This window comes from Paracoccus rhizosphaerae (assembly GCF_026162645.1).
GTDB classification, from domain to species: domain Bacteria; phylum Pseudomonadota; class Alphaproteobacteria; order Rhodobacterales; family Rhodobacteraceae; genus Paracoccus; species Paracoccus rhizosphaerae.
On sequence record NZ_JAOTBE010000031.1, the window covers coordinates 1 to 19,523 of the forward strand.

The 19,523-nt window shown below is 67.7% G+C and carries 20 protein-coding genes and 1 pseudogene; 2 read left to right on the forward strand and 19 right to left on the reverse strand.

All coding sequences use genetic code 11. The features are described 5' to 3' along the window. Positions 1–244: pseudogene (locus tag OC184_RS11810) on the forward strand (hypothetical protein); the annotation flags it as partial. Here OC184_RS11810 and OC184_RS11815 read toward each other — a convergent pair. The 11 genes from OC184_RS11815 to gmk form a co-directional block, all read right to left on the reverse strand. Beyond that, positions 241–792, reverse strand: coding sequence for a glutathione S-transferase family protein (locus OC184_RS11815; RefSeq protein ID WP_265507394.1), 552 nt, complete (start codon positions 790–792; stop codon positions 241–243). The pseudogene OC184_RS11810 and the gene OC184_RS11815 sit on opposite strands and share 4 nt — an antisense overlap. 21 nt (positions 793–813) lie before the next feature. Beyond that, positions 814–1,047, reverse strand: a complete 234-nt coding sequence (locus OC184_RS11820; RefSeq protein WP_265507395.1) for a hypothetical protein — start codon at positions 1,045–1,047, stop codon at positions 814–816. A 104-nt stretch (positions 1,048–1,151) separates the two neighbouring features. Continuing rightward, complete coding sequence (locus tag OC184_RS11825) at positions 1,152–1,475, reverse strand: 2Fe-2S iron-sulfur cluster-binding protein (RefSeq protein ID WP_265507396.1); 324 nt, start codon at positions 1,473–1,475, stop codon at positions 1,152–1,154. 95 nt (positions 1,476–1,570) lie between these two features. Continuing rightward, positions 1,571–2,953, reverse strand: coding sequence for a DegQ family serine endoprotease (locus tag OC184_RS11830; RefSeq protein WP_265507434.1), 1,383 nt, complete (start codon positions 2,951–2,953; stop codon positions 1,571–1,573). A gap of 385 nt (positions 2,954–3,338) precedes the next feature. Continuing rightward, the gene (gene hflC / locus OC184_RS11835) at positions 3,339–4,529 is read right to left on the reverse strand and encodes a protease modulator HflC (RefSeq protein ID WP_265507397.1); all 1,191 of its coding nucleotides are present in this window, start codon (positions 4,527–4,529) and stop codon (positions 3,339–3,341) included. Next, positions 4,529–5,740 carry an FtsH protease activity modulator HflK gene (gene hflK, locus OC184_RS11840; RefSeq protein ID WP_265507398.1) on the reverse strand — a complete coding sequence of 404 codons (1,212 nt, stop codon included), beginning with the start codon at positions 5,738–5,740 and terminating at the stop codon, positions 4,529–4,531. The genes hflC and hflK overlap by 1 nt, the downstream gene beginning before the upstream one ends. Before the next feature lie 114 nt (positions 5,741–5,854). Further along, positions 5,855–7,234, reverse strand: coding sequence for a glutathione-disulfide reductase (gene gorA, locus OC184_RS11845; protein WP_265507399.1), 1,380 nt, complete (start codon positions 7,232–7,234; stop codon positions 5,855–5,857). A 4-nt stretch (positions 7,235–7,238) separates the two neighbouring features. Continuing rightward, positions 7,239–7,994, reverse strand: coding sequence for a ribose-5-phosphate isomerase RpiA (rpiA, locus tag OC184_RS11850; protein WP_265507400.1), 756 nt, complete (start codon positions 7,992–7,994; stop codon positions 7,239–7,241). A 95-nt stretch (positions 7,995–8,089) separates the two neighbouring features. Beyond that, positions 8,090–9,241 carry a sensor histidine kinase gene (locus OC184_RS11855; RefSeq protein WP_265507401.1) on the reverse strand — a complete coding sequence of 384 codons (1,152 nt, stop codon included), beginning with the start codon at positions 9,239–9,241 and terminating at the stop codon, positions 8,090–8,092. Continuing rightward, a complete protein-coding gene (locus OC184_RS11860; RefSeq protein WP_265507402.1) occupies positions 9,189–9,722 on the reverse strand; it encodes a gamma carbonic anhydrase family protein in 534 nt (177 codons plus the stop codon). Before OC184_RS11860 ends, OC184_RS11855 begins: the two co-directional genes overlap by 53 nt. After that, positions 9,722–10,351 carry a guanylate kinase gene (gene gmk, locus OC184_RS11865; RefSeq protein ID WP_265507435.1) on the reverse strand — a complete coding sequence of 210 codons (630 nt, stop codon included), beginning with the start codon at positions 10,349–10,351 and terminating at the stop codon, positions 9,722–9,724. Before gmk ends, OC184_RS11860 begins: the two co-directional genes overlap by 1 nt. 207 nt (positions 10,352–10,558) lie before the next feature. On the opposite strand from gmk, the gene OC184_RS11870 reads away from it, so the two are divergent. Further along, positions 10,559–11,326: a PAS domain-containing protein gene (locus OC184_RS11870; RefSeq protein ID WP_265507403.1), complete on the forward strand. Its 768-nt coding sequence runs from the start codon at positions 10,559–10,561 to the stop codon at positions 11,324–11,326. Positions 11,327–12,134: 808 nt separating this feature from the next. Here the strand turns inward: OC184_RS11870 and rnd are convergent. The 8 genes from rnd to OC184_RS11910 all read right to left on the reverse strand — a co-directional run bounded on the left by rnd (position 12,135) and on the right by OC184_RS11910 (position 19,170). Continuing rightward, positions 12,135–13,310 carry a ribonuclease D gene (gene rnd, locus OC184_RS11875; RefSeq protein WP_265507436.1) on the reverse strand — a complete coding sequence of 392 codons (1,176 nt, stop codon included), beginning with the start codon at positions 13,308–13,310 and terminating at the stop codon, positions 12,135–12,137. Positions 13,311–13,415: 105 nt separating this feature from the next. Further along, complete coding sequence (gene mnhG, locus OC184_RS11880) at positions 13,416–13,775, reverse strand: monovalent cation/H(+) antiporter subunit G (RefSeq protein ID WP_265507404.1); 360 nt, start codon at positions 13,773–13,775, stop codon at positions 13,416–13,418. Then, complete coding sequence (locus tag OC184_RS11885; protein WP_265507405.1) at positions 13,772–14,062, reverse strand: monovalent cation/H+ antiporter complex subunit F; 291 nt, start codon at positions 14,060–14,062, stop codon at positions 13,772–13,774. The genes mnhG and OC184_RS11885 overlap by 4 nt, the downstream gene beginning before the upstream one ends. 4 nt (positions 14,063–14,066) lie before the next feature. Continuing rightward, a complete protein-coding gene (locus tag OC184_RS11890; RefSeq protein ID WP_265507406.1) occupies positions 14,067–14,543 on the reverse strand; it encodes a Na+/H+ antiporter subunit E in 477 nt (158 codons plus the stop codon). Next, the gene (locus tag OC184_RS11895) at positions 14,540–16,039 is read right to left on the reverse strand and encodes a Na+/H+ antiporter subunit D (RefSeq protein WP_265507407.1); all 1,500 of its coding nucleotides are present in this window, start codon (positions 16,037–16,039) and stop codon (positions 14,540–14,542) included. The genes OC184_RS11890 and OC184_RS11895 overlap by 4 nt, the downstream gene beginning before the upstream one ends. Beyond that, on the reverse strand, positions 16,036–16,470 hold the full coding sequence (locus OC184_RS11900; RefSeq protein WP_265507408.1) for a Na+/H+ antiporter subunit C: 435 nt from the start codon (positions 16,468–16,470) through the stop codon (positions 16,036–16,038). Before OC184_RS11900 ends, OC184_RS11895 begins: the two co-directional genes overlap by 4 nt. Positions 16,471–16,472: 2 nt before the next feature. Further along, on the reverse strand, positions 16,473–16,892 hold the full coding sequence (locus OC184_RS11905) for a Na+/H+ antiporter subunit B (protein WP_265507409.1): 420 nt from the start codon (positions 16,890–16,892) through the stop codon (positions 16,473–16,475). A 1-nt stretch (position 16,893) separates the two neighbouring features. Further along, on the reverse strand, positions 16,894–19,170 hold the full coding sequence (locus OC184_RS11910) for a putative monovalent cation/H+ antiporter subunit A (protein ID WP_265507410.1): 2,277 nt from the start codon (positions 19,168–19,170) through the stop codon (positions 16,894–16,896). Between the last annotated feature and the right edge of the window lie 353 nt (positions 19,171–19,523).

Below are 19,523 nucleotides of genomic sequence, written 5' to 3' on the forward strand. Positions count from 1 at the left end.
CAAGGCCACGGTCAAACGCTTCCACTACGATAGCCACGATCAGCTCCGCACCCATCTCGCGGACTTCATGCCCGCCTACAACTTCGCCCGCCGGCTCAAGACCCTCGCCAGCCATGGTCCTTGGACCGATGGCGGACCATGGCTGGCCCTCACGCCTTACGAATTCATCTGCAAGATCTGGACATCCCAGCCCGACAGATTCATCCTAAACCCCATCCACCAGATGTCGGGACTGAGCACCTAGGCCCATGATGCCTGTGTCTGGGCCTGGAAAGCCGGGCGCGACAGGCAGCGGTCCAGATAGGCCGCCAGCGCCGGCCGGTCCTGCGCCGGAACCACCTGGGCGGCCATCCAGACGGAATAGCCCATCTGGCAGTCCGCCCCGCTAAAATGGCTGAGCAGCCATTCCGACCCGTCCAGCCAGTCCGCCAGCAGGTCCAGTGCCGATTGAAGCCGCGCACGCCCGCCGGGAACGTCGCGGGCCGCGACCAGGTGCAGAAGCGTTTCGGCAAAATGCAGCCAGTCCAGCCAGCCGATGCGCCCCTGCGCCGCTGGCGCGCGCCACAGTTGCGGCGCGCGTGTTTCGCACAGCCATTCGGTCATGGCGCCCGTCTCGTGCATCTTGACGTCGCCGTCCTGCAGGGCGGGCGCTTGGCTCGGGTGCAATGCCTGTTCAAGACTGGCGGCCGCAGGCAGCCGTTCCAGCCGATAGGGGCAGCCGATCTCCTCGAGCAGCCACAGCACGCGCACCGACCGCGACCTGGGGACATGCCACAGCACCAGTTCCGTCATCGGCCTGCCCCGGACTGCTGGTCAGGCCGAGGGGGAATAACGGCGCAGCACAAGCTCGATCACGCCGTCGTCATGGGTCTGGGCGCTTTCCAGAAACACCTTCGCGGACTGGCCGTCCAGGTCGATCATGCCGTCGCGCGGCTCGGCAACGGCATCCGCATCGGGCAGCGAATCCGTGCGGAAACGGACATAATCGCCGCCGGCTTCGGCACTGCCCTCGATCGGCGGCATGCCTTCGAATGTCAGCTTGGCCATGGTCATCCTCCTGCGTCGTTGGGACCAGTGCGACGACATCCGCCGCCTTCATTGGTCCAACGCGGCCCGAACCGAACCGGATCCGATCGCAGAGGTTCAAGGCGTCAGATCTGCCGTTCGGGCATCTGGACGACCAGGCCGTCCAGCTCCTCGGTCACCTTGATCTGGCAGGTCAGGCGAGAGCGTTCGGGATCGGGCTGGTAGGCGAAGTCCAGCATGTCCTCCTCCATCGGGTCGCGCGGCGGCAGCTTGTCCAGCCAGGCGGGATCGACATAGACGTGGCAGGTCGAACAGGCGCAGGCGCCGCCGCAATCGGCATCGATGCCGGGAATGCCGTTGTCGCGCGCACCCTCCATGACGGTCATGCCGGGGCGCACCTCGACGTCGTGACGGGTGCCATTGTGTTCGATATAGGTGATCTTCGCCATGCTCGTTCCCTTCTGTCCAATCCGAGTTAGGCGATCACCCTCCATTTGAAAAGGGGCGGCCGATCCGGCCGCCCCTTGTCGTTCCGATTGCCCGATCACTCGGCCGTGGCGTCTTCCTGCTCCAGCGGCAGGGCTAGGAACAGTGGCTCTCCGCCGCGGCGGATCAGCATCAGGACGGACCGGCGGCCGGCCTCGCGGGCCTCCTCGATCCGGGCTTCCAGATCGGCGACGGTCGCCACGGGCTGCTGGTTCGCCTCAGTGATGACGTCGCCGGCGGCCAAGCCCTTCTCGGCAGCGGCGCTTTCGGGATCGACGGCGGTGATGACCAGGCCCTCGGCCTCGGACACGTCCAGCTCGGACGCCATCTGCGGGGTCAGCGGCGTCACCGTCATGCCCAGCACGTCGGATTCGCTCGCCTCGGCGGGGGCTTCGGCGTCGGCGTTGCCCTGCGCGGTCTCGCGGCGGCCCAAGGTCACGTCCAGCGTCTCGCTGTCGCCGTCGCGCATGACGACGACCTCGACCGTCTCTCCGGCCGGAGCTTCGGCCACGCGGCGGACAAGGCCGCGCGTATCCTCGACCTCGGCGCCATCGAAGCTGGTGATCACGTCGCCCATCTGCAGGCCAGCTTCGCGGGCCGGACCTTCCGGAACGTCGGTGACCATCGCGCCGCCGGCCTGTTCAAGGCCCAGGGCCTCGGCCATCTCCGGAGTGACGTCCTGGATCATCACGCCCAGCCAGCCGCGCCGCGTCTCTCCGAATTCCCGAAGCTGGTCGACGACCTGCGACACGACATTCGACGCCATGGAGAAGCCGATCCCGATCGATCCGCCGTTCGGCGACAGGATCGCGGTGTTCACGCCGATCACCTCTCCATCAAGGTTGAACAGCGGCCCGCCCGAGTTGCCGCGGTTGATCGCCGCGTCGGTCTGCAGATAGTCGTCATAGGTGCCCGACAGCTCGCGATTGCGCGCCGACACGATGCCGGAACTGGCCGAAAAGCCCTGCCCCAAGGGGTTGCCAAGCGCCAGCACCCAGTCGCCGACGCGGGCATCGTCGCTGTCGCCGAAGCGCACGAAGGGGATGGCATCGTCGCTTTCGACCTTCAGCAGCGCGACGTCGGTGTTGGGGTCGGTGCCCACCACCTCGGCCGGCAGCGTCTCGCCGGAATAAAACTCGATCTCGATCTGGTCGGCCCCCTCGATGACGTGGTTGTTCGTCACGATATAGCCGTCAGCCGAGATCACGAAGCCCGAGCCGAGAGCGTTCGAACGCTGCGGCATCCGGCGCTGCGGCATGCCCTCGGGGCCGTTCGGCGCGCCGGGGAAGCCGAAGTCGCGGAACAGGTCCGAAAACGGGCTGCCCTCGGGGAAGGCAGGGCCGCCCGGTCCGCCGGTGGGCTGCGACACGACCGACGTCGTCGTGATGTTCACGACCGCGGGCGAGACCTGCTCGGCCAGATCGGCAAAGCTGCCGGGCATCACCTGGGCCGATTCGGTCGGCTCGGCCACGGCACCAAGCGGCCGGTTGGCCTCGGCGGCCTCTTGCGCCTGCTGGCTGACTTCGGGGGAAACGTCGTCGTTGGCGGGCTCGACCACCTGCTGGGCGCCCGCATGGCCAAGGCCGACCACGAGGGCCAGCGCCGAAGCGGTCACGAGATGGCGAGGAAGAAGCGATTTCATGCGGATGTCCTCATTTTTCTGGGCAGCCCGCCAATGTCGCGGCCCGGGCTGCGGGGCCTATGAACGCCATGTAGGAAGCAGTTGCAAATAAACCACGCTCTCGGGTCGTGAACTCATCGTGATTTTTATTGCACCCCCCCGAATGAAGAACGGGCAGAGATCGCTCTCTGCCCGTTGCCCCGTTTCAGTTCGTCTGCCCTTCAGCGGGTGCGGCTTCCGGTTCCGCCGCCTCAGGTTCTGCGGTGGCAGGATCGGCCGCCGCCTCACCTTCGCCGATGGTTGCGTCGGGAAGAAGAACCTCGGTTTCCTGCGGCGGCGTGACCAGACTTTCGGGAACCGGGGTCAGGCGTACGCCTGCGGATTCGCCCAGGCGGTTGCCTTCGCGGTCGGTCACCTCTGGGGTGACCAGTTCCTCGTCGTCCTCGGTCGGCGTTGGCGCATCAGCCGCCGCCGTCGGCTCGGTGGGCGGCACTGGGGTCGGCGCGGGATTCGCATTGGCCGAGCCGTCGTTCGACAGATAGGTGAAGAACTCGCTGTCCGGCTGAAGCACGATCGAGCTGTTGTCGCCCCGCAGCGCGCGTTCGTACGAGGTCAGCGACCGGGTGAAGGCAAAGAACTCGGGGTCGCGGCCATAGGCGCCGGCATAGATCGCGTTGCGCTGCGCGTCGGCCTCGCCTCGGACGATCTCGGCGCGGCGCTGCGCCTCGGAGGTCAGCTCGACCACGGTCCGGTCCGCGGCGGCGCGGACGCGTTGCGCGGCCTCGCCGCCGCGGGCGATCTCGTCGGCGGCCTCACGCTCCCGCTCGGCCCGCATCCGGGCATAGGTGGCGTTCAGGTTCTGCTCGGGCAGGTCGGTCCGGGTCAGGCGGACGTCGATGATCTCGACCCCCAAACCGCCCGAGTTGCTGCGCGCCTCGTCGCGGATCTGGTTCATCAGCGTGGTCCGGTCGTCGGACAGCACCTGGGTCGAGGGCACGGTGCCCAGCACCTCGCGGATGGCGTTCCTGACGATCGGCTCAAGCCGCATCTGCGCGCCCGAAACCCCCGCCGTGCCGACGGCCTGACGGAAACGCACCGGGTCGGTGATCCGCCAGCGCGCGAAGGCATCGACCACCAGGCGGCGGTCGTCCAGCGGCGTCACCTCCAGCGGGCTGGTCGGCAGGCCCAGGATGCGGCCGTCGTATTTCACGACGTTGTCGACCAGCGGCAGCTTGAAGTTCAGGCCCGGCTCCTCCTGCACGTCGACGACGCGGCCAAGGCGCAGCACCAGCGCCTTTTCGCGTTCGTCCACGATGAACAGCGCCGTCGCCGCGACGACGGCGACCACGATCAGCAGCGGAATGGCGATCGCGCCGGCGATTTTCTTGGCGGCCATCAGTTCGTCCCCCCGCTGGTGGTGTTGATGGCGGCAGGCGCGGTCGAACCGCCACGCAGCTGGTCGAGCGGCAGGTAGGGCACGATGCCCGATCCCTGGCTGACGCCTTCGCCGATGATGATCTTGTTCACGTCGCCCAGAACCTGCTCCATCGTCTCCAGATACATCCGGCGGCGGGTAACCTCGGGCGCGTTCACGTATTCCTCGTAGATCGAGTTGAAGCGGGCGGCCTCACCGGCGGCGGTGTTCACCGCCTCGGCGCGATAGCCCTCGGCCTGTTCCAGCGCCTGCGCCGCGTCGCCGCGGGCCTGAGCCAGGACGCGGTTCGCATAGGCGTCGGCCTCTTTCTCAAGCCGGTCGCGTTCCTGCTGGGCGGCCTGGACGGCGCGGAAGCTGTCGATGACCTCTTCGGGCGGGTCGGCGCGGTCCAAGTTGACGCGGACGACGTTGATGCCCGACTGATAGGCGTCCAGCGTGGACTGCACCGATTCCTGCAGGTCAGAGGCGATGGCCCCGCGGTCGCGGTTCAGGATCGGCGCCAGTTCCGACCGCGCGATGATGTCGCGCATGGCGGATTCGGCCACCGCGCGCATAGTGTCGGCGGGATCGGCCAGGTTGAACAGGTATTTCTCGGGGTCGCTGATGTTCCAGACGACCTGGTATTCCATGTCGACGATGTTCTGGTCGCGGGTCAGCATCAGGCCGTTGTCCATGTCGCCGCCGCGCCCGGTGCCGATCTCGGTCACGCGTTCGTTGGTGACGGGCACCACCTCGGCGGTGACGAACGGCCAAGGGGCAAAGTTCAGACCCTCGGTGCCGACGGCGACGGCGCGGCCGAACAGGAACTCGACCGACTGTTCGTTCGTCTGCACCCGGTAAAAGCTGGCAAAACCCCACAGCGCCACGCCGACAAGGCCGGCGATCACCAGGGTCGAGCGGTTCAGCCCGATGTTCGGGCCGCCAGGCCCGCGACCGTTGCCGCCGGTCCCGCCGCCGGTTCCGCGGCCGCCCATCAGCACACGCAGGCGTTCCTGGCCCTTCTTCATCAGGTCTTCGATCTCGGGACGTTGTGAATCGCCGGACCCCGGTCGCCGCGACCCGTTCGGCGGCTGCTGGTCGCCCCAGGGACGGTTCGGGCGCTTGTCCCGATCGCCGTCGTCCCGGCCGCCATTGCCTCCGCCGCCTCCGCCCCAGGGGCCCTGATTTGCCATCGATCGTCCTTCTTTCGCTGGAAATTCCGTTGCTTGAAAACTGGGGCGCAGGGCCGAAAAGTCAACCCTGCCCCGGCCCGTCAGCTGCGACCTGCGGCCGCGCCCACGGTTTTGTCAGCCATGCGGAGCGTCGTGACGCCGCGACGGCGCCCGCATCGTCACCAGTTCCTCGGCGGCCGTGGGATGCACGGCGATGGTCGCATCGAACTGCGCCTTGGTCGCGCCCATGGTGATCGGGATGGCGGCCAGTTGGATCATCTCTCCGGCCTCGGGGCCGAAGATGTGGCAGCCCAGCACCTTGTCGGTGGCGGGATCGACCAGCAGCTTCATCATCACGCGGGCGTCGCTGCCTGCGAACATCGACCGCATCGGGCGGAAGACGGTCGAATAGACGTCGACCGGGCCGCGCGCCCGCGCCTCTTCCTCGGTCAGGCCGACGGTGCCCAGCTCGTGCGGGCGCAGATAGACGGCGCTGGCCACGACCGAGTGGTCCACCTTGCGAGGCTTCGCCCCGAACATCGTGTCGGCGAAGGCGTGACCCTCGCGGATCGCCACCGGCGTCAGGTTCACGCGGTCGGTCACGTCGCCCACCGCGAAGATCGAGGGCACGCAGGTCTGCGACCAGTCGTCCACCTCGATGGCGCCATTCGGCTTCAGGCGCACCTCGGTGTTCTCAAGCCCCAGGCCGCCGGTATAGGGCGTGCGCCCGGTCGCGAACAGCACCGCGTCGAAGCGGTCGCTGCTGCCGTCGTCGAAGGAGACCTCGATCCCGTCGCCGGCCTTGTCCAGCCGCGTGGGCGTCAGGCCCAGCCGCAGGTCGACGCCGACATGGCTCAGCTGCAGGGTCGCCATGTCGCGGGCCTCGCGGTCGAAGCCGCGCAGCACCGCGTCGCCGCGATAGACCTGCACCGCCTCGACGCCCAGGCCCGCCAGGATGCTCGCGAATTCGCACGCGATGAAGCCGCCGCCGATCAGCAGGACGCGGCGCGGCAGCTTCTCCATCAGGAAGAAATCGTCCGAGACGATGCCCAGCTCCTCGCCCGGGATGCCGATCTTCGTCGGACGCCCGCCGGCCGCAATCAGGATGTGGCGGGAGGTCTTGCGGGTGCCGTCGGCCAGCTCGATCTCGTGGTGGCCGACCAGCCTGGCGCGCTGGTCGTGGACCTCGACGCCGGCGCGGTTCAGCCCGGCGCGATAGATCAGTTCCAGCCTGGTCAGTTCGGCGTCCATTTTCTCGCGGAAGATCTCCCAGTCGAAGGCGCCGGCCTGCGCGTCTGCCCAGCCATAGCCGCGCATCTCCTCGGCCATCAGGCCGGCCTGGGACGCGAAGATCATCAGCTTCTTGGGGACGCAGCCGCGGATGACGCAGGTGCCGCCCATGCGGCTTTCCTCGGCCAGGCCGACCTTGGCGCCGTGATCTCCCGCCGCGATCCGCGCCGCACGCACGCCGCCCGAGCCGCCGCCGATCACGAACAGGTCATAGTCGAAACTCACAGGTTCACTCTCCTTCATTGGCCAGCAGGTCGGCGTCGATGTCGGCATCGCGCGCCAGCTGGATCACGCTGCCGTCCTTGCGGCCGATGATCGCCAGATCGCACATGCCCAGGAACAGCCCATGTTCGACCACGCCGGGAATCGCGGCCAGCGCGCGCGCCAGCGCGGGGGCGTCGGGAATGCAGCCCAGGTGCAGGTCGAGGATCAGGTTGCCCTCGTCGGTGATGACCGGGTCGCTGCCCCGCAGGCGCTGCATCACGTCGTGGCCGCCCAGCTCCAGCTCGTCCAGGGCGCGGCGGATCAGCTTGCGCGTCGTCTCGAAGCCGAAGGCCAGCACCTCGACCGGCAGCGGGAAGGCGCCCAGAATTTCCACGACCTTGCCGGGGTCGGCGACGACGACCATGCGGTCACTGGCGGCGGCGACGACCTTCTCGCGCAGATGCGCGGCCCCGCCGCCCTTGATCAGGTGCAGGTCGGGATCGACCTCGTCGGCGCCGTCGATGGTCATGTCCAGCCAGCCGATCTCGTCCAGGCTCTCGATCCGCAGCCCCAGGCTGGTCGCCAGGTCGGCGGTCGCCTGCGACGTGGCGGCGCAGCGCAGCTTCAGCCCCTCGGCCGCGACCCGCGCGGCCAGTTCCCGCACCATGACGGCGGCGGTCGAGCCGGTGCCGAGGCCCAGCTTCATCCCGTCCTCGACCAGCGCGACGGCCGCCTGTGCGGCAGCCAGCTTGGCCGGATCGACCCCGGACGATTGCGACATGACGGTATCCCTTCCTCAAGATGTGGCGCGCTTATAGGCCAACCCGCCCCGAAGGGCGAGGGGGACAGGCCAGCATCCCTGCGGACAATCCGTCCTCAGCCGCGCGTCAGCCGTTCGGGCAGGATCACGGTGAAGCGACTGCCCTCGCCGCGCCGGCTCTCGATCCGCAGCCGGCCTCGGTGGCGGTTCAGGATGTGCTTGACGATCGCCAAGCCCAGCCCCGTGCCCCCCTGCTCGCGCGAGCGGTGGGGATCGACGCGGTAGAACCGCTCGGTCAGGCGCGGCAGGTGCTGTTCCTCGATCCCCTCGCCGCGATCCTCGATGGTGACGGCCCAGCCCGGGCCCCGCAGCACCGGTTCGTGCGGCACCCGCGCCAGCGCGACCCGCAGCGATCCGCCCGAGCCGCCGTATTTCAGCGCGTTCTCGACCAGGTTCTGGAACACCTGCGTCAGCTGGTCGGCATCGCCCGGCAGGCGGACCGGCTGCCCCAGCCCTTCGGTCCGCACCACCACACCGGCCGCCTCGGCCCGCGGCGCCAGTGTCGCCAGGACCGAGTTCAGAAGCCCCGGCAGGTCGACCTCACCCGAGGGGCGGCGACGCTCCTCGGCCTGGACGCGGCTCAGCGACAGCAGGTCGCTGATCAGGCGGTTCATCCGACCCGCCTCGCGCTCCATGATGTCCAGGAACCGGTCGCGGGCGCGGGTATCGTCGCGGGCGGGTCCGCGCAGGGTCTCGATAAATCCGATCATCGCGGTCAGCGGGGTCTTCAGCTCGTGGCTGACATTGGCCACGAAGTCGCGGCGCATCATCTCGCCTTCCTCGGCGACCGAGCGGTCGACCAGCGCCACCGTCGCGCCGCGCCCCAGGGGCGCGGGCAGCGGCGCCACGGTCACCTCGGCCAGGATGTCCCGTCCTTCGATGGCGAACTGCGCCCGCAGCGTGGCGGCATGTTCCGATGGCGCCGGCAGCTCGGGATCGGCGGCGGGGGCCGGGGTTCCGGCCGGGTCCAGCACCCAGTCCACCGCCTGCACGATGGACGGGTGCCGCAGGACCGTCACGAAGGGCCGGTTCAGGATGTCGGTGCCCAGAAGCGACATGGCCGGCGGATTGGCGGCCACGACGCGCGCCTGCCGGTCCACGGCCAGCATCGGCAGCGGCACCCCGTCCAGAAAGCCGCTGACGCGGCGCGCGTTGTCACGCACCGGCAGGGCCCGCCGCGACAAGGCCCGCGCGGAAGCGTGCGGCATTGGCCCGATACCGCGCGGCCGAGGCCCGCAGTTCGGCCACCGCCGACTCGTCCAGCATACGCACCACCTTGCCGGGCGCGCCCATCACAAGGGCCCCCGCCGGGATTTCCTTCCCCTCGGCGATCAGCGCACCGGCCCCAATCAAGGCGCCCGGCCCGATGACGGCGCCATTGAGGATCGTGGCGCCCATGCCGACCAGCGCCCCGTCGCCGATCCGGCAGCCATGCAGGATGGCACGGTGGCCAATGGTGCAGTCGGCGCCGATCACCAGCGGATGTCCGAGATCGGTGTGCAGGCAGCACAGGTCCTGCACGTTGCTGCCGCGTCCGACGCGGATCTCCTCGTTGTCGCCGCGCAGGACGGCGCCGAACCAGACCGAGGCCGCCTCCTCCAGCACCACCCGGCCCATCAGCTGCGCGTCCGGCGCAACCCAGGCATCTTCTGCAATCTGCGGCGTCACGCCGTCCAGCGACCAGATCATCACGCGTCCTCGGTCATCAGTTGCTTCACGAAGGCCCCCAGTCCGCCCTGGCGTTCGCGGCGCAGCCGCTCGGACGTCAGGATGGCGCGCAGCCGGGCCTCGGTCTCGTCCAGGTCGTCGTTAACCAGGACATAATCGTATTCGGCCCAGTGGCTGATCTCGGACCGGCTCTTCAGCATCCGCCCGGCAATCACGGTCTCGCTGTCCTGGCCACGGGCCCGCAGGCGGCGCTCAAGCTCCGGCAGCGACGGCGGCAGCACGAAGATCGACACGACATGGCCGCCAAGCGCCGAGGCACGGATCTGCTGCCCGCCCTGCCAGTCGACGTCGAACAGCGTGTCGCGCCCGTCGCGCATCGCCGCCTCGACCGGGGCGCGCGGGCTGCCATAGAGATTGCCGAACACTTCGGCATGTTCCAGCATCTGGTCCTGCTGGACCATCCGCCGGAAATCCTCGGCCGAAGTGAAGTAGTAATGCACGCCGTCGATCTCTCCGGGCCGCGGCGCGCGCGTGGTGGCCGAGACCGAGAACCGCAGCGACGGGTCCCAATCCATCAGACGCCGCGCCAGCGTCGACTTGCCCGCCCCCGAGGGAGACGACAGGATGACCATCAGGCCGGTGCGGTTCATCATGCTGGGCGGATCCTTGCCTTCCGAAGACTTGCCCCGTGGGATGCCCCGGCAGGCTGCGTGGGTCAAGTCGGACCACCTCACGGGGAGTCACATCTTAACCATTCATTCAGGAAATGACTCGGCTCTGGCACCGGCACGGCGTTATGATGGGAAGCGAACACCATGCGGATGACCGATCCGCTTTGTCAGGTTTAGGGGTAGGACGTGTCGGAACGCGACGACGACATGCGCAAGAGCGCGCGGCCGGATGACGGGCCGGCGCGCATCGTGCGCCTGCAGGATTACGAGACGTGCCGGCCCGACCGGGTGCTGCGCGGGTTGCACGACTACTGGACGTCGATCCGCAAGGGCCGGGCGGTGCCGATGCGCAGCGACGTCGATCCGCGCGGCATCTCTCACGCGCTGGACTATGCCTTCATCATCGAACGGATCGCGCCCGGCGCGGGCCGTTTGCGACTGGCCGGGCGGCACCTGATCGACCTGATGGGGATGGAGGTGCGCGGCATGCCGCTCTGCGCCTTCCTGAACACAAGCTCTCGGGGGCGATTCTCGGACGTGCTGGAAAGCGTCTTCAAGGGACCGCAGATCGCCCGGATGACGCTGCACGGCAAGCCCGACTATGCCCGCCCCGAACTGAAGGCGCAGATGCTGCTTCTGCCGCTGAGGTCCGACCTGCAGGACGTCACGCGCGCCCTGGGCTGCCTTGTGGCCGAGGGCGACACGGGGGTTGCGCCCCGCCGCTTCGACCTGGTCGAGGACGAGGTCCTGCCGATCATCGAGGGCGGCAAGACGATCGCACCCTCGCCCTCGGCCATCGGCTTCGCCGAGGAGCCGCAGGACTTCAGGCCCCGCCGCCCCAGCGAGCCCGCCGCCGAGCGCGCCCGCGGCTTTCCCCGCGCCGACACCCCCGAAGAGCGCCGCGCCCTGTTCCGGGTCATCCAGCCCCAGCCCCTGGACGACCGCGACGACTGACGTGTGATCGCAGCGCCCGACGACGTTACACCGGGCGCTGGCGCCTGAACAAACCAGCCATGCACAGGTTGTGTCATGCACGGGCCAAAGGCGAGGACGGAACCTTGTTGATGTAAGGCGGGACGTGCAGCAATTCCTGAAGTTGACCGAAACCGTGGACGTCAGCCGGGCACGCACAGAATTTGCAAGGTTGTGCCAGAGGCGCGGTGTTGGCCGTTGGGTACAGTATGGTGCGGGGAGAATTGGCCTTCGCACGTTTGCTGCGAACTGAACTGACACAAGGACATACTCCGGCTGACTGCCGCTATTCAGATGAAGCCACCACGCAGACGGTCCGCCCCGTCACGCCAGTGGAACTGAATGCGTGCCGGCCGTGCCGTTGTTCATCCCGCGCTGGTAACTAGGACGGTGCCGTCTGTCCTTCGCGTTGCACAGGCCCCCGTGGTGCGACCGGGTTGCTGCCTGAACCGCGCAGAGGATCCCCTGCCCGCTCGCCGATCGTGGTCATGGGCATGGCACGAAGCCGGTCGCGGTGCGGCCACCCCACGCCAGCCACCTTGGGCGCGATGGCCGGGCCGATGCTTTACAATGAACACCGCAGCCGGACTCGCGTAGTGTCCGTGCAAGTTGGAGTGTACATGAAAAATCAAGCCGCCTGCTGGCCTGACCGCCGCTGCAGCCGGTCGTGCCATGATGCGGTCACTGATGTGGTCTTGAAGAGTCCGGTGCAGCCAGCACGAGCGGGATGCCCAAAAACGACCGCCCCGGCGGGCGGCCGTGCCGGGTGGCGATCACGCGGCGGGGCCGGTCAGGCGGAGCCGCATGGAACGACCTTGACCGCGCCCCCGCGGGCGGACAGCGCAATCTCGCCTGCGGCCAGGCGCAGGGCGTCGCGTCCGAAGACCTCGTGCCGCCAGCCATGCAGTGCCGGCAGGTCGCGATCGCCTGTCGCGATGGCATCGAGATCGGCGGACGAGGCGATTAGCTTGGGCGCCACCCCCGCTGCATCGGCCTTGGCCTTCAGCAGCACGCGCAGCAGGTCCGACAAGGCGGCGTTGCCCGGCTTGCCGGGTTCCTCGGCCTTGGGCTGCGGCAGATCCTTGGCTTCGAGGCCCGCCTTGACGGCCGCCAGGATACCGTTCGCAATCTCTCCCTTGCGGGCCTCGCGTAGCAGCAGGCGGGACCGGCCCAGGTCGGCCTCGGTCGCGGGCTTGGTCGAGGCGACCTCGATCATCGCGTCGTCCTTGAAGACGCGGCTGCGGGGAATGTCGCGTTCCTGGGCATAGGCTTCGCGGAACTGGGCCAGCTCTCTCAGGATCGCCAGGAAGCGCGGAGAGTTTGTGCGCGTGCGGACCTTCATCCACGCCTCTTCGGGGCGGGTGATATAGGTCTCGGGGTCCTCGAGGACGGCGATTTCCTCGGCCAGCCAGGCCTCGCGCCCGGTCTTCTTCAGCTCGGCCGAAAGGAATTCATAGATCACGCGCAGATGCGTCACGTCGGCCAGGGCATAGGCCTTCTGCGCATCCGTCAGAGGGCGGCGCGACCAGTCGGTGAAGCGCGACGACTTGTCGAGGTTCGCCTTGGCAATCTTGCGCACCAGCGTTTCGTAGCCGACCTGCTCACCGAAGCCGCAGACCATCGCCGCGACCTGGGTGTCGAACAGCGGTTCAGGGAACAGCTGCGCGTCGTGGAAGAATATCTCCAGGTCCTGGCGCGCGGCGTGAAAGACCTTGACCGTATCCTTGAAGCGGAAGAGGTCGTAGAGCGGCTCGAGCGACAGCCCCTCGGCCAGGGGATCGACCAGCACGCCCTCTCCTCCCGGGTTGCCGCCGGTCGACGAGGGCGGAAGGGCCAGCTGGATCAGGCACAGCTTCGACCAATAGGTCCGCTCGCGCAGGAACTCGGTGTCGACGGTGACATAGGGGGCGGATTTCGCAGCCTCGCAGAAGCGCGCAAGCTCCTCGGTGCGGGTGATCGTGGGGATATCCTGGCTCATGTAGATCTTTCAAATCAGGCGGTTCGTCCGCCAATCGGCAAGATCTACGCGCATGCGCCGTGTTTGGAAAGCCCCGACAGCGCCCCCTGCCCCTTAGGGCTGGTCGTCCGCCGGTCCGGGACTGCGCAGCGCCTCGGCGACACCGGGCTCGCAGGCGGTGCGATCGACCATGGGAACGCCCGTCCGGAAGGCCGCGCGGCCGATCAGATGCGCCGCGACCGGGGCGGTCAGCAACAGGAACAGGATTGCCGCGACGGCGCGGGCGATCACGGTACCCTCGGCGAAGACCACGGCGACGGCGATCAGGATCAACCCCGACCCCAGCGTGCCCGCCTTGGTCGAGGCGTGCATCCGCGTGAACACGTCGGGAAGGCGCAGGACGCCCAGGCCCGCCGACAGGCAGAAGACGCCCCCGGCCACGATCAGGAAGGACACGATCAGGTCGACGATCATTTCAGCTCCTCCGACTTCAGCAGGATGCGGCGTTCCAGATAGCGCGCCAGGCAGACGGTGGCCAGAAAGCCCACCAGGGCCAGCACCACCGCGACGTCCAGGAACGCGGCGCTGCGCGACTGCAGCGCGGCAAGCCCGCCAAAGGCCACCAGCTGGACCGTCATCATGTCCAGCGCCACGATGCGGTCGGCCAGGGTCGGGCCGATGAACAGCCGGATCGCCGCCAGCGTCAACCCCAGGATGACCAGCGCGAAGCCCAGCAGAATTGCGAAATCCATCATCGTCATGGCCCTACTCTGTCGCCTCGCGCACCCAGACCTCGAACCGGTCGCGGATCTGGGCGCGGATCTCATCGGGTTCGTCGCCGAACATGGCATGGATATACAGCGTCTTGCGATCGTCGGACACGTCCAGGCTGAGCGTGCCCGGCGTCAGCGAGATGAAATTCGCCAGCAACGTGATCTGCAGGTCAGTCGTGACGTTCAGCGGCACCGCGATCAGCGCGGGCTTCGAGAATTGCCCCGGCGTCAGCACGTCCTTGGCCACCGGCAGCGAACTGACGATCAGCTCATAGACGAACATCACGATCAGCCGGGCCCAGTAGTAGAGCCGCATGAAATAGCTGCCCGTATGCGGGAACAGCGGCCTGACCAGCCACATGGCGCCCAGTCCCACGACGAAGCCCGTCGTCAGGCCGCCAAGCGTCAGCCCGCCCGTCAGCGCCACCCAGGCGAAGGCCAGCACGATGTTGATGGCAAAGAGGTTCATGGCTGCACCCCCAGGACGGTCGTGATGTATTCGGTCGGGTCAAGCAATTGCGTGGCCGAGCGTTCGGCGAACTGCACGAAGGGTTCGGGAAACAGCCCGATGATGCAGGTCAGCGCCGCCAGCCCGATGATCGGCAGCATCAGCGCCACCCGGTCGCCCATGGGCAGGTCCGACAGGCGCGGTTTGATGCCGTCGGGATGGTCCGGCCAGAAGGCCGCGCCCCAGATCTTGGTCATCGAGAAGATCGTCAGGAGGCCCACCGCCAGAGAGATCGCGGCCACGCCCCACATTTCCAGGTCGAGCGCGGCCTTGACCACCACGTATTTCGCCCAGAAGCCCGACAGCGGCGGGAACCCTGCCAGAGAGAATGCCGGGATCAGGAACAGGAAGGCCAGCAGCGGCGCGTGGGTGTACAGGCCGCCAAGCCGCGCCAGGTCGGTCGAGCCGCCGATGCGCTTGGCCACGCCCGCCACGAAGAACAGGTTCGCCTTCACGATGATGTGGTGGACCAGGTAGAAGACCGCCCCCATCAGGCCCAGGGGCGTATAGATCGCCAGGCCCAGCACCATGTAGCCGATCTGGCTGATGATGTGGAACGACAGGATGCGGCGGAAGTCGTTCATCGCCGCCGCGCCAAGCACGCCCGTGACCATCGTGATCACCGACAGCCACAAAAGTAGCGTGTGAGTGAAGCCCACGTCCTGGTTGAAGATCAGCGTGAAGCAGCGGATCAGCGAATACACCCCGACCTTGGTCAGCAGGCCAGCGAAGATCGCCGAGACCGCGACGGGCGGCGTGTGATAGGACGCAGGCAGCCAGAAGAACAGCGGGAACAGCGCCGCCTTGACGCCGAAGGCCACCATGAACATCACCGCGATCGTGGTCAGCAGGCCCTGGTTCTGGACCTCTCGCACGGCCAGGTGCAGGTCGGCCATGTTCAGCGTGCCGGTGATGCCGTAAAGAAGCCCGATCCCGGTCAGGAACATGATGGTCGAGACCAGGTTCAGCATCACGTACTTGATGCCGCCATCCAGCTGCTGGCGGTCGCCGCCCAGCACCAGCAGGCCGAAGCTGGCGATCAGCATCACCTCGAACCAGACATAGAGGTTGAAGAGGTCGCCCGTCAGGAAGGCCCCGCAGACGCCCATCAGCAGGATCTGCAGAAGCGCGTGGAAGCCCATCCGTTCCAGCCGCTCGGAAATGTCGGACAGGCTGTAGATCACGGTCGCCATGCCGGTGATGGCGGTGATGACGACCATCACCGCGCCCAGAAGGTCGGCCGCCAGGGTGATGCCGAAGGGCGCCTCCCAGTTCGACATCTGCGCCGCGACGACGCCGCGATCCAGCACCTCGGCCATCAGCAGCAGGCTGGCCAGCAGCAGCGCCGCCGTGCCAGCGACCGAGATCCAGCGCCCGGCGCGGCTGTTGCGGAACAGGTACGACACGACCGCCGTCATCAGCGGGATGACGATCGGATAGACAAGAAGCCAGTTCATATACCGGCCTCCTGCCCGGTCGCGGGATGTTCGGGGTCGGCCTTGCCCATGCCGAGCCGGCTCTCGTCAAGCTGGCGCTTGTCGCGCGGCTCGGCGATGCGCATCTCGTCGCTGTTGACGGTGCCGAGGGTCATGAAGGTGCGATAGACCAGCGCCAGCGTGAAGGCCAAAAGGCCGAAGCCGATGACGATGGCTGTCAGCACCAGCGCCTGCGGCAGGGCGTTCGCCACGACGTCCACGGGTGCATAGGCGCCTTCGGGGATCAGCGGCGGGGCGCCTGCGGTCAGGCGGCCGCCCGCGAAGATGATCAGGTTGACCGCGTTAGACAGCAGGACCAGCCCGAACAGGAAACGCAGCGCGTTGCGGTCTAGCATCAGGTAGACCGAGGTCGCCACGACGATGCCGATGGTGATGGCAAGCAGCAGTTCCACGCTTAGATCTCCTCTTCCAGGGCGAAGACCAGCGTCAGGATGCCGCCGAAGACGGCCAGATAGACCCCGATATCGAATACAAGGACGGTGGACAGCGGTAGGCCCTTGCCGCCGTCCTCGGCGAACAGGAACAGCCACTGGCCGGTGAAGAACGGCTCTCCGGCCAGCCCCGCCGAGAGGCCGGCAAGGCCGGCGATGCCCAGGCCCACCACCGCGATGTTCGACGGATCGACGCGCAGCGCCCGGCGGGCTTCGACTTCGGAGGTGGCGATGGTATAGAGGATGAAGCCCGTCGCGCCGATCAGCCCGCCGATGAAGCCGCCGCCGGGCAGGTTGTGGCCGCGCAGCAGTGCATAGACCGAGAACATGAGGAGCAGCGCCGCCAGAAGGCGCGTGGTCGTGGTCAGGATCAGCGACTGCATCTCAGCTCTCCTTCTTACGTGCGGTGCCGCGCAGCAGGGCCAGCGCTCCAAGCGCGGCCATGGCCACCACCGTGATCTCGCCGAAGGTGTCCAGGGCGCGGAAGTCGACCAGGATCACGTTGACGATGTTGCGGCCATGCGCCTCGGGATAGGAGGCCGTCTCGAAGAAGGTGGTCAGGCGCCGGTCGAACGGGGTGCTGAGGACCGAGAGGGTCAGGAAGGTCGTGACCACGCCCACGCCCGCCGCGATGATGGCGTGGCCCGCGCGGAAGGACGCCCGCGACCGCCGCGGCAGATAGGGCAGCCGCAGCATGGCGAGGCTGACCAGCACGACGACCAGAACCTCGACCAGCAGCTGGGTGATGGCGACGTCCGGAGCGCTGAACATGATGAAGATCACCGACACGCCGATGCCCACGACCCCCATCGCGGCCACGGCGGTCATGCGGCTGTGCGTCCAGACGACCAGGATCGACCCCGCGGCGATCAGCGCCAGCACAGTCCACTGGACCGGATGGACCGAGGCCGTGGCAAGCCCCAGCCCGTCGCCGAAGGCGCCCTTGATCAGATACGTGCCGCCGACCAGCACCACGAAGCTTGAGAAGGTGACCGCCATGTACCGCTGCAGGCTGCCGGTCTGGATCAGCCCGGTCAGCCAGGCGGCGAAGGCCTTGAAGCCGTCCAGGACCCGGTCCCAGCCCGCGTCGAAATCGATGGGGTTGCGCGCCTCGAAGGCGGCCAGCCGGGCGCGGATGGATTCGTGACTGCGATAGAGCAGCCAGCCCGCCAGGAAGGTCAGCAGCGACAGGATCAGCGCCATGTTGACGCCGCCCCACAGATAGAGGTGAACCTCGTGGACCTCGCCCTCGACCGCGTGGGTGGCGGGGCCGACCAGATAGTGGCCCAGCACCCCCGGCACCAGTCCGAAGAACAGCGAAAGCGCGCCCAAGACCAACGGACCCGCCAGCATCGGCCACGGGCCTTCATGCGCGGGCGTGGGGGTGTCGGCAAGCTCGCCCCGGAAGGGCTTCAGCGCGACGATGCCGCCGGTCACGAACATCAGCGCCGAGGCCGCGAAGATCATCACGGTGACCCAGATCGCACCGAACCCGCCAAGGCCAAGGCTGGCCTTGTACATGAACTCCTTGCCGATGAAGCCGACCATCGGCGGGATGCCCGCCATGCTCAGCGCGGCCAGTCCCGCCGCCGCGCCGGTCAGCGGCATCGCCTTCCACAGCCCCCGCAGCACCGTCGCGTCGCGCGTGCCGGTGGCGTGGTCCACGATCCCGATCATCAGGAACAGCGCCGCCTTGTAGAGCGAGTGCACCACCAGGAAGGTCATCGCGCCGACGATGGCGTAATGCGTCCCTGCGCCGATGAACATGGTCAGCGACCCCAGGGCCATCAGCGTGGTATAGGCCAGCGTCTGCTTGATGTCCGTCTGCCGCAGCGCCATGACCGAGGCGAAGACCGCCGTGATCCCGCCAAAGATGGTCAGGATCCAGAACCATGCGTCGGTCCCGCCAAGCGCCGGGTTCATTCGCGCCATCAGGAAGACGCCGCCCTTCACCATCGTCGCGCTGTGCAGATAGGCCGAGACCGGCGTCGGCGCGGCCATCGCGTTCGGCAGCCAGAAATGGAACGGCACCTGCGCCGATTTCGTGAAGGCGCCCGCCAGGAACAGCAGCAGGATGCCCATGTACCAGGGATGCGCGCGGATCATGTCGCCCATCTGCAGGATCCGCGACAGCTCGAACGTGCCCGCGACGTTGCCCAGGATGATCATCCCGCCCAGCATGACCAGCCCGCCCGTCCCCGTCAGCAGCAGCGCCTGCAGCGCAGACCGGCGCGACTTGGCGCTGTCGGCGTTGAAGCCGATCAGCAGGTAGGACGCGATGGTCGTCACCTCCCAGAAGACGAACAGCGCGATCAGGTTGTCGGCCAGCACAAGGCCCAGCATGCCGACCATGAACATCAGCAGATAGCAGACGAAGCGCGGATATTGCGGATGCTGCCCCAGATACCGCGCGGAGTAGAGCGTCACCGCCGTTCCGATCCCGGTGATCAGCAGCGCGAAGGTCATGCTGAGACCGTCCAGCAGCACCGAGAACCTGACGCCCAAGGAAGGCACCCAGTCGATCCCGTGCACCTGCGGACCGTTCACGATCTGCGGCAGAAGCCCCAGGAAATAGAGGAACAGGACCGCCGGGAAGGCGATGGAGATCCAGCCCGCAGGCCCCCCCATCACGCGGTCAACCTTGGGATAGTCGTCGGTCATGTCTCGAACCTCTGTCGCGGCATGCAGTTGGCGCAGGGTCTTAGCACCCTTTTTTGGCGGAAGACAGACGCACCGGTCGGCAGGGCCGCCGAAAAAGTTCTGCGATTCACCTGTTTTGCAGGATGCCGCCGGAAATCGGACCCTCGCGCGTGTAAAGGAGTATCAGGCTTCATCGCCGCACCCGCGCCGTTGCGGCGGTTGGTCGCAGCAAGGCCCCCCGGCATCCGCGGCCGTGTCGGGTCTTGGGCGGCGCCGAACGCAGGGCGTGGGGCGCGCACGGATGGACCCTCCGGCGCCCGTCGATTCGCGGTGCTTCGCAAGCGCAGGTTCAGATCCGACCACTGGCGCGCGCC

Excerpts from the sequence above, each read along its gene's own strand:
- OC184_RS11860 (WP_265507402.1), bottom strand. The coding sequence starts at position 9,722 with ATGATCTGGTCGCTGGACGGCGTGACGCCGCAGATTGCAGAAGATGCC.
- rpiA (WP_265507400.1), bottom strand. The coding sequence starts at position 7,994 with ATGTCGCAATCGTCCGGGGTCGATCCGGCCAAGCTGGCTGCCGCACAG.
- OC184_RS11910 (WP_265507410.1), bottom strand. The coding sequence starts at position 19,170 with ATGACCGACGACTATCCCAAGGTTGACCGCGTGATGGGGGGGCCTGCG.
- gmk (WP_265507435.1), bottom strand. The coding sequence starts at position 10,351 with ATGAACCGCACCGGCCTGATGGTCATCCTGTCGTCTCCCTCGGGGGCG.
- OC184_RS11820 (WP_265507395.1), bottom strand. The coding sequence starts at position 1,047 with ATGGCCAAGCTGACATTCGAAGGCATGCCGCCGATCGAGGGCAGTGCC.
- OC184_RS11885 (WP_265507405.1), bottom strand. The coding sequence starts at position 14,062 with ATGACGATGATGGATTTCGCAATTCTGCTGGGCTTCGCGCTGGTCATC.
- OC184_RS11890 (WP_265507406.1), bottom strand. The coding sequence starts at position 14,543 with ATGAACCTCTTTGCCATCAACATCGTGCTGGCCTTCGCCTGGGTGGCG.
- hflC (WP_265507397.1), bottom strand. The coding sequence starts at position 4,529 with ATGGCCGCCAAGAAAATCGCCGGCGCGATCGCCATTCCGCTGCTGATC.
- OC184_RS11825 (WP_265507396.1), bottom strand. The coding sequence starts at position 1,475 with ATGGCGAAGATCACCTATATCGAACACAATGGCACCCGTCACGACGTC.
- mnhG (WP_265507404.1), bottom strand. The coding sequence starts at position 13,775 with ATGATCGTCGACCTGATCGTGTCCTTCCTGATCGTGGCCGGGGGCGTC.
- OC184_RS11830 (WP_265507434.1), bottom strand. The coding sequence starts at position 2,953 with ATGCCCGGCAGCTTTGCCGATCTGGCCGAGCAGGTCTCGCCCGCGGTC.
- OC184_RS11905 (WP_265507409.1), bottom strand. The coding sequence starts at position 16,892 with ATGCAGTCGCTGATCCTGACCACGACCACGCGCCTTCTGGCGGCGCTG.
- OC184_RS11895 (WP_265507407.1), bottom strand. The coding sequence starts at position 16,039 with ATGAACTGGCTTCTTGTCTATCCGATCGTCATCCCGCTGATGACGGCG.
- OC184_RS11855 (WP_265507401.1), bottom strand. The coding sequence starts at position 9,241 with ATGCCGCACGCTTCCGCGCGGGCCTTGTCGCGGCGGGCCCTGCCGGTG.
- hflK (WP_265507398.1), bottom strand. The coding sequence starts at position 5,740 with ATGGCAAATCAGGGCCCCTGGGGCGGAGGCGGCGGAGGCAATGGCGGC.
- OC184_RS11815 (WP_265507394.1), bottom strand. The coding sequence starts at position 792 with ATGACGGAACTGGTGCTGTGGCATGTCCCCAGGTCGCGGTCGGTGCGC.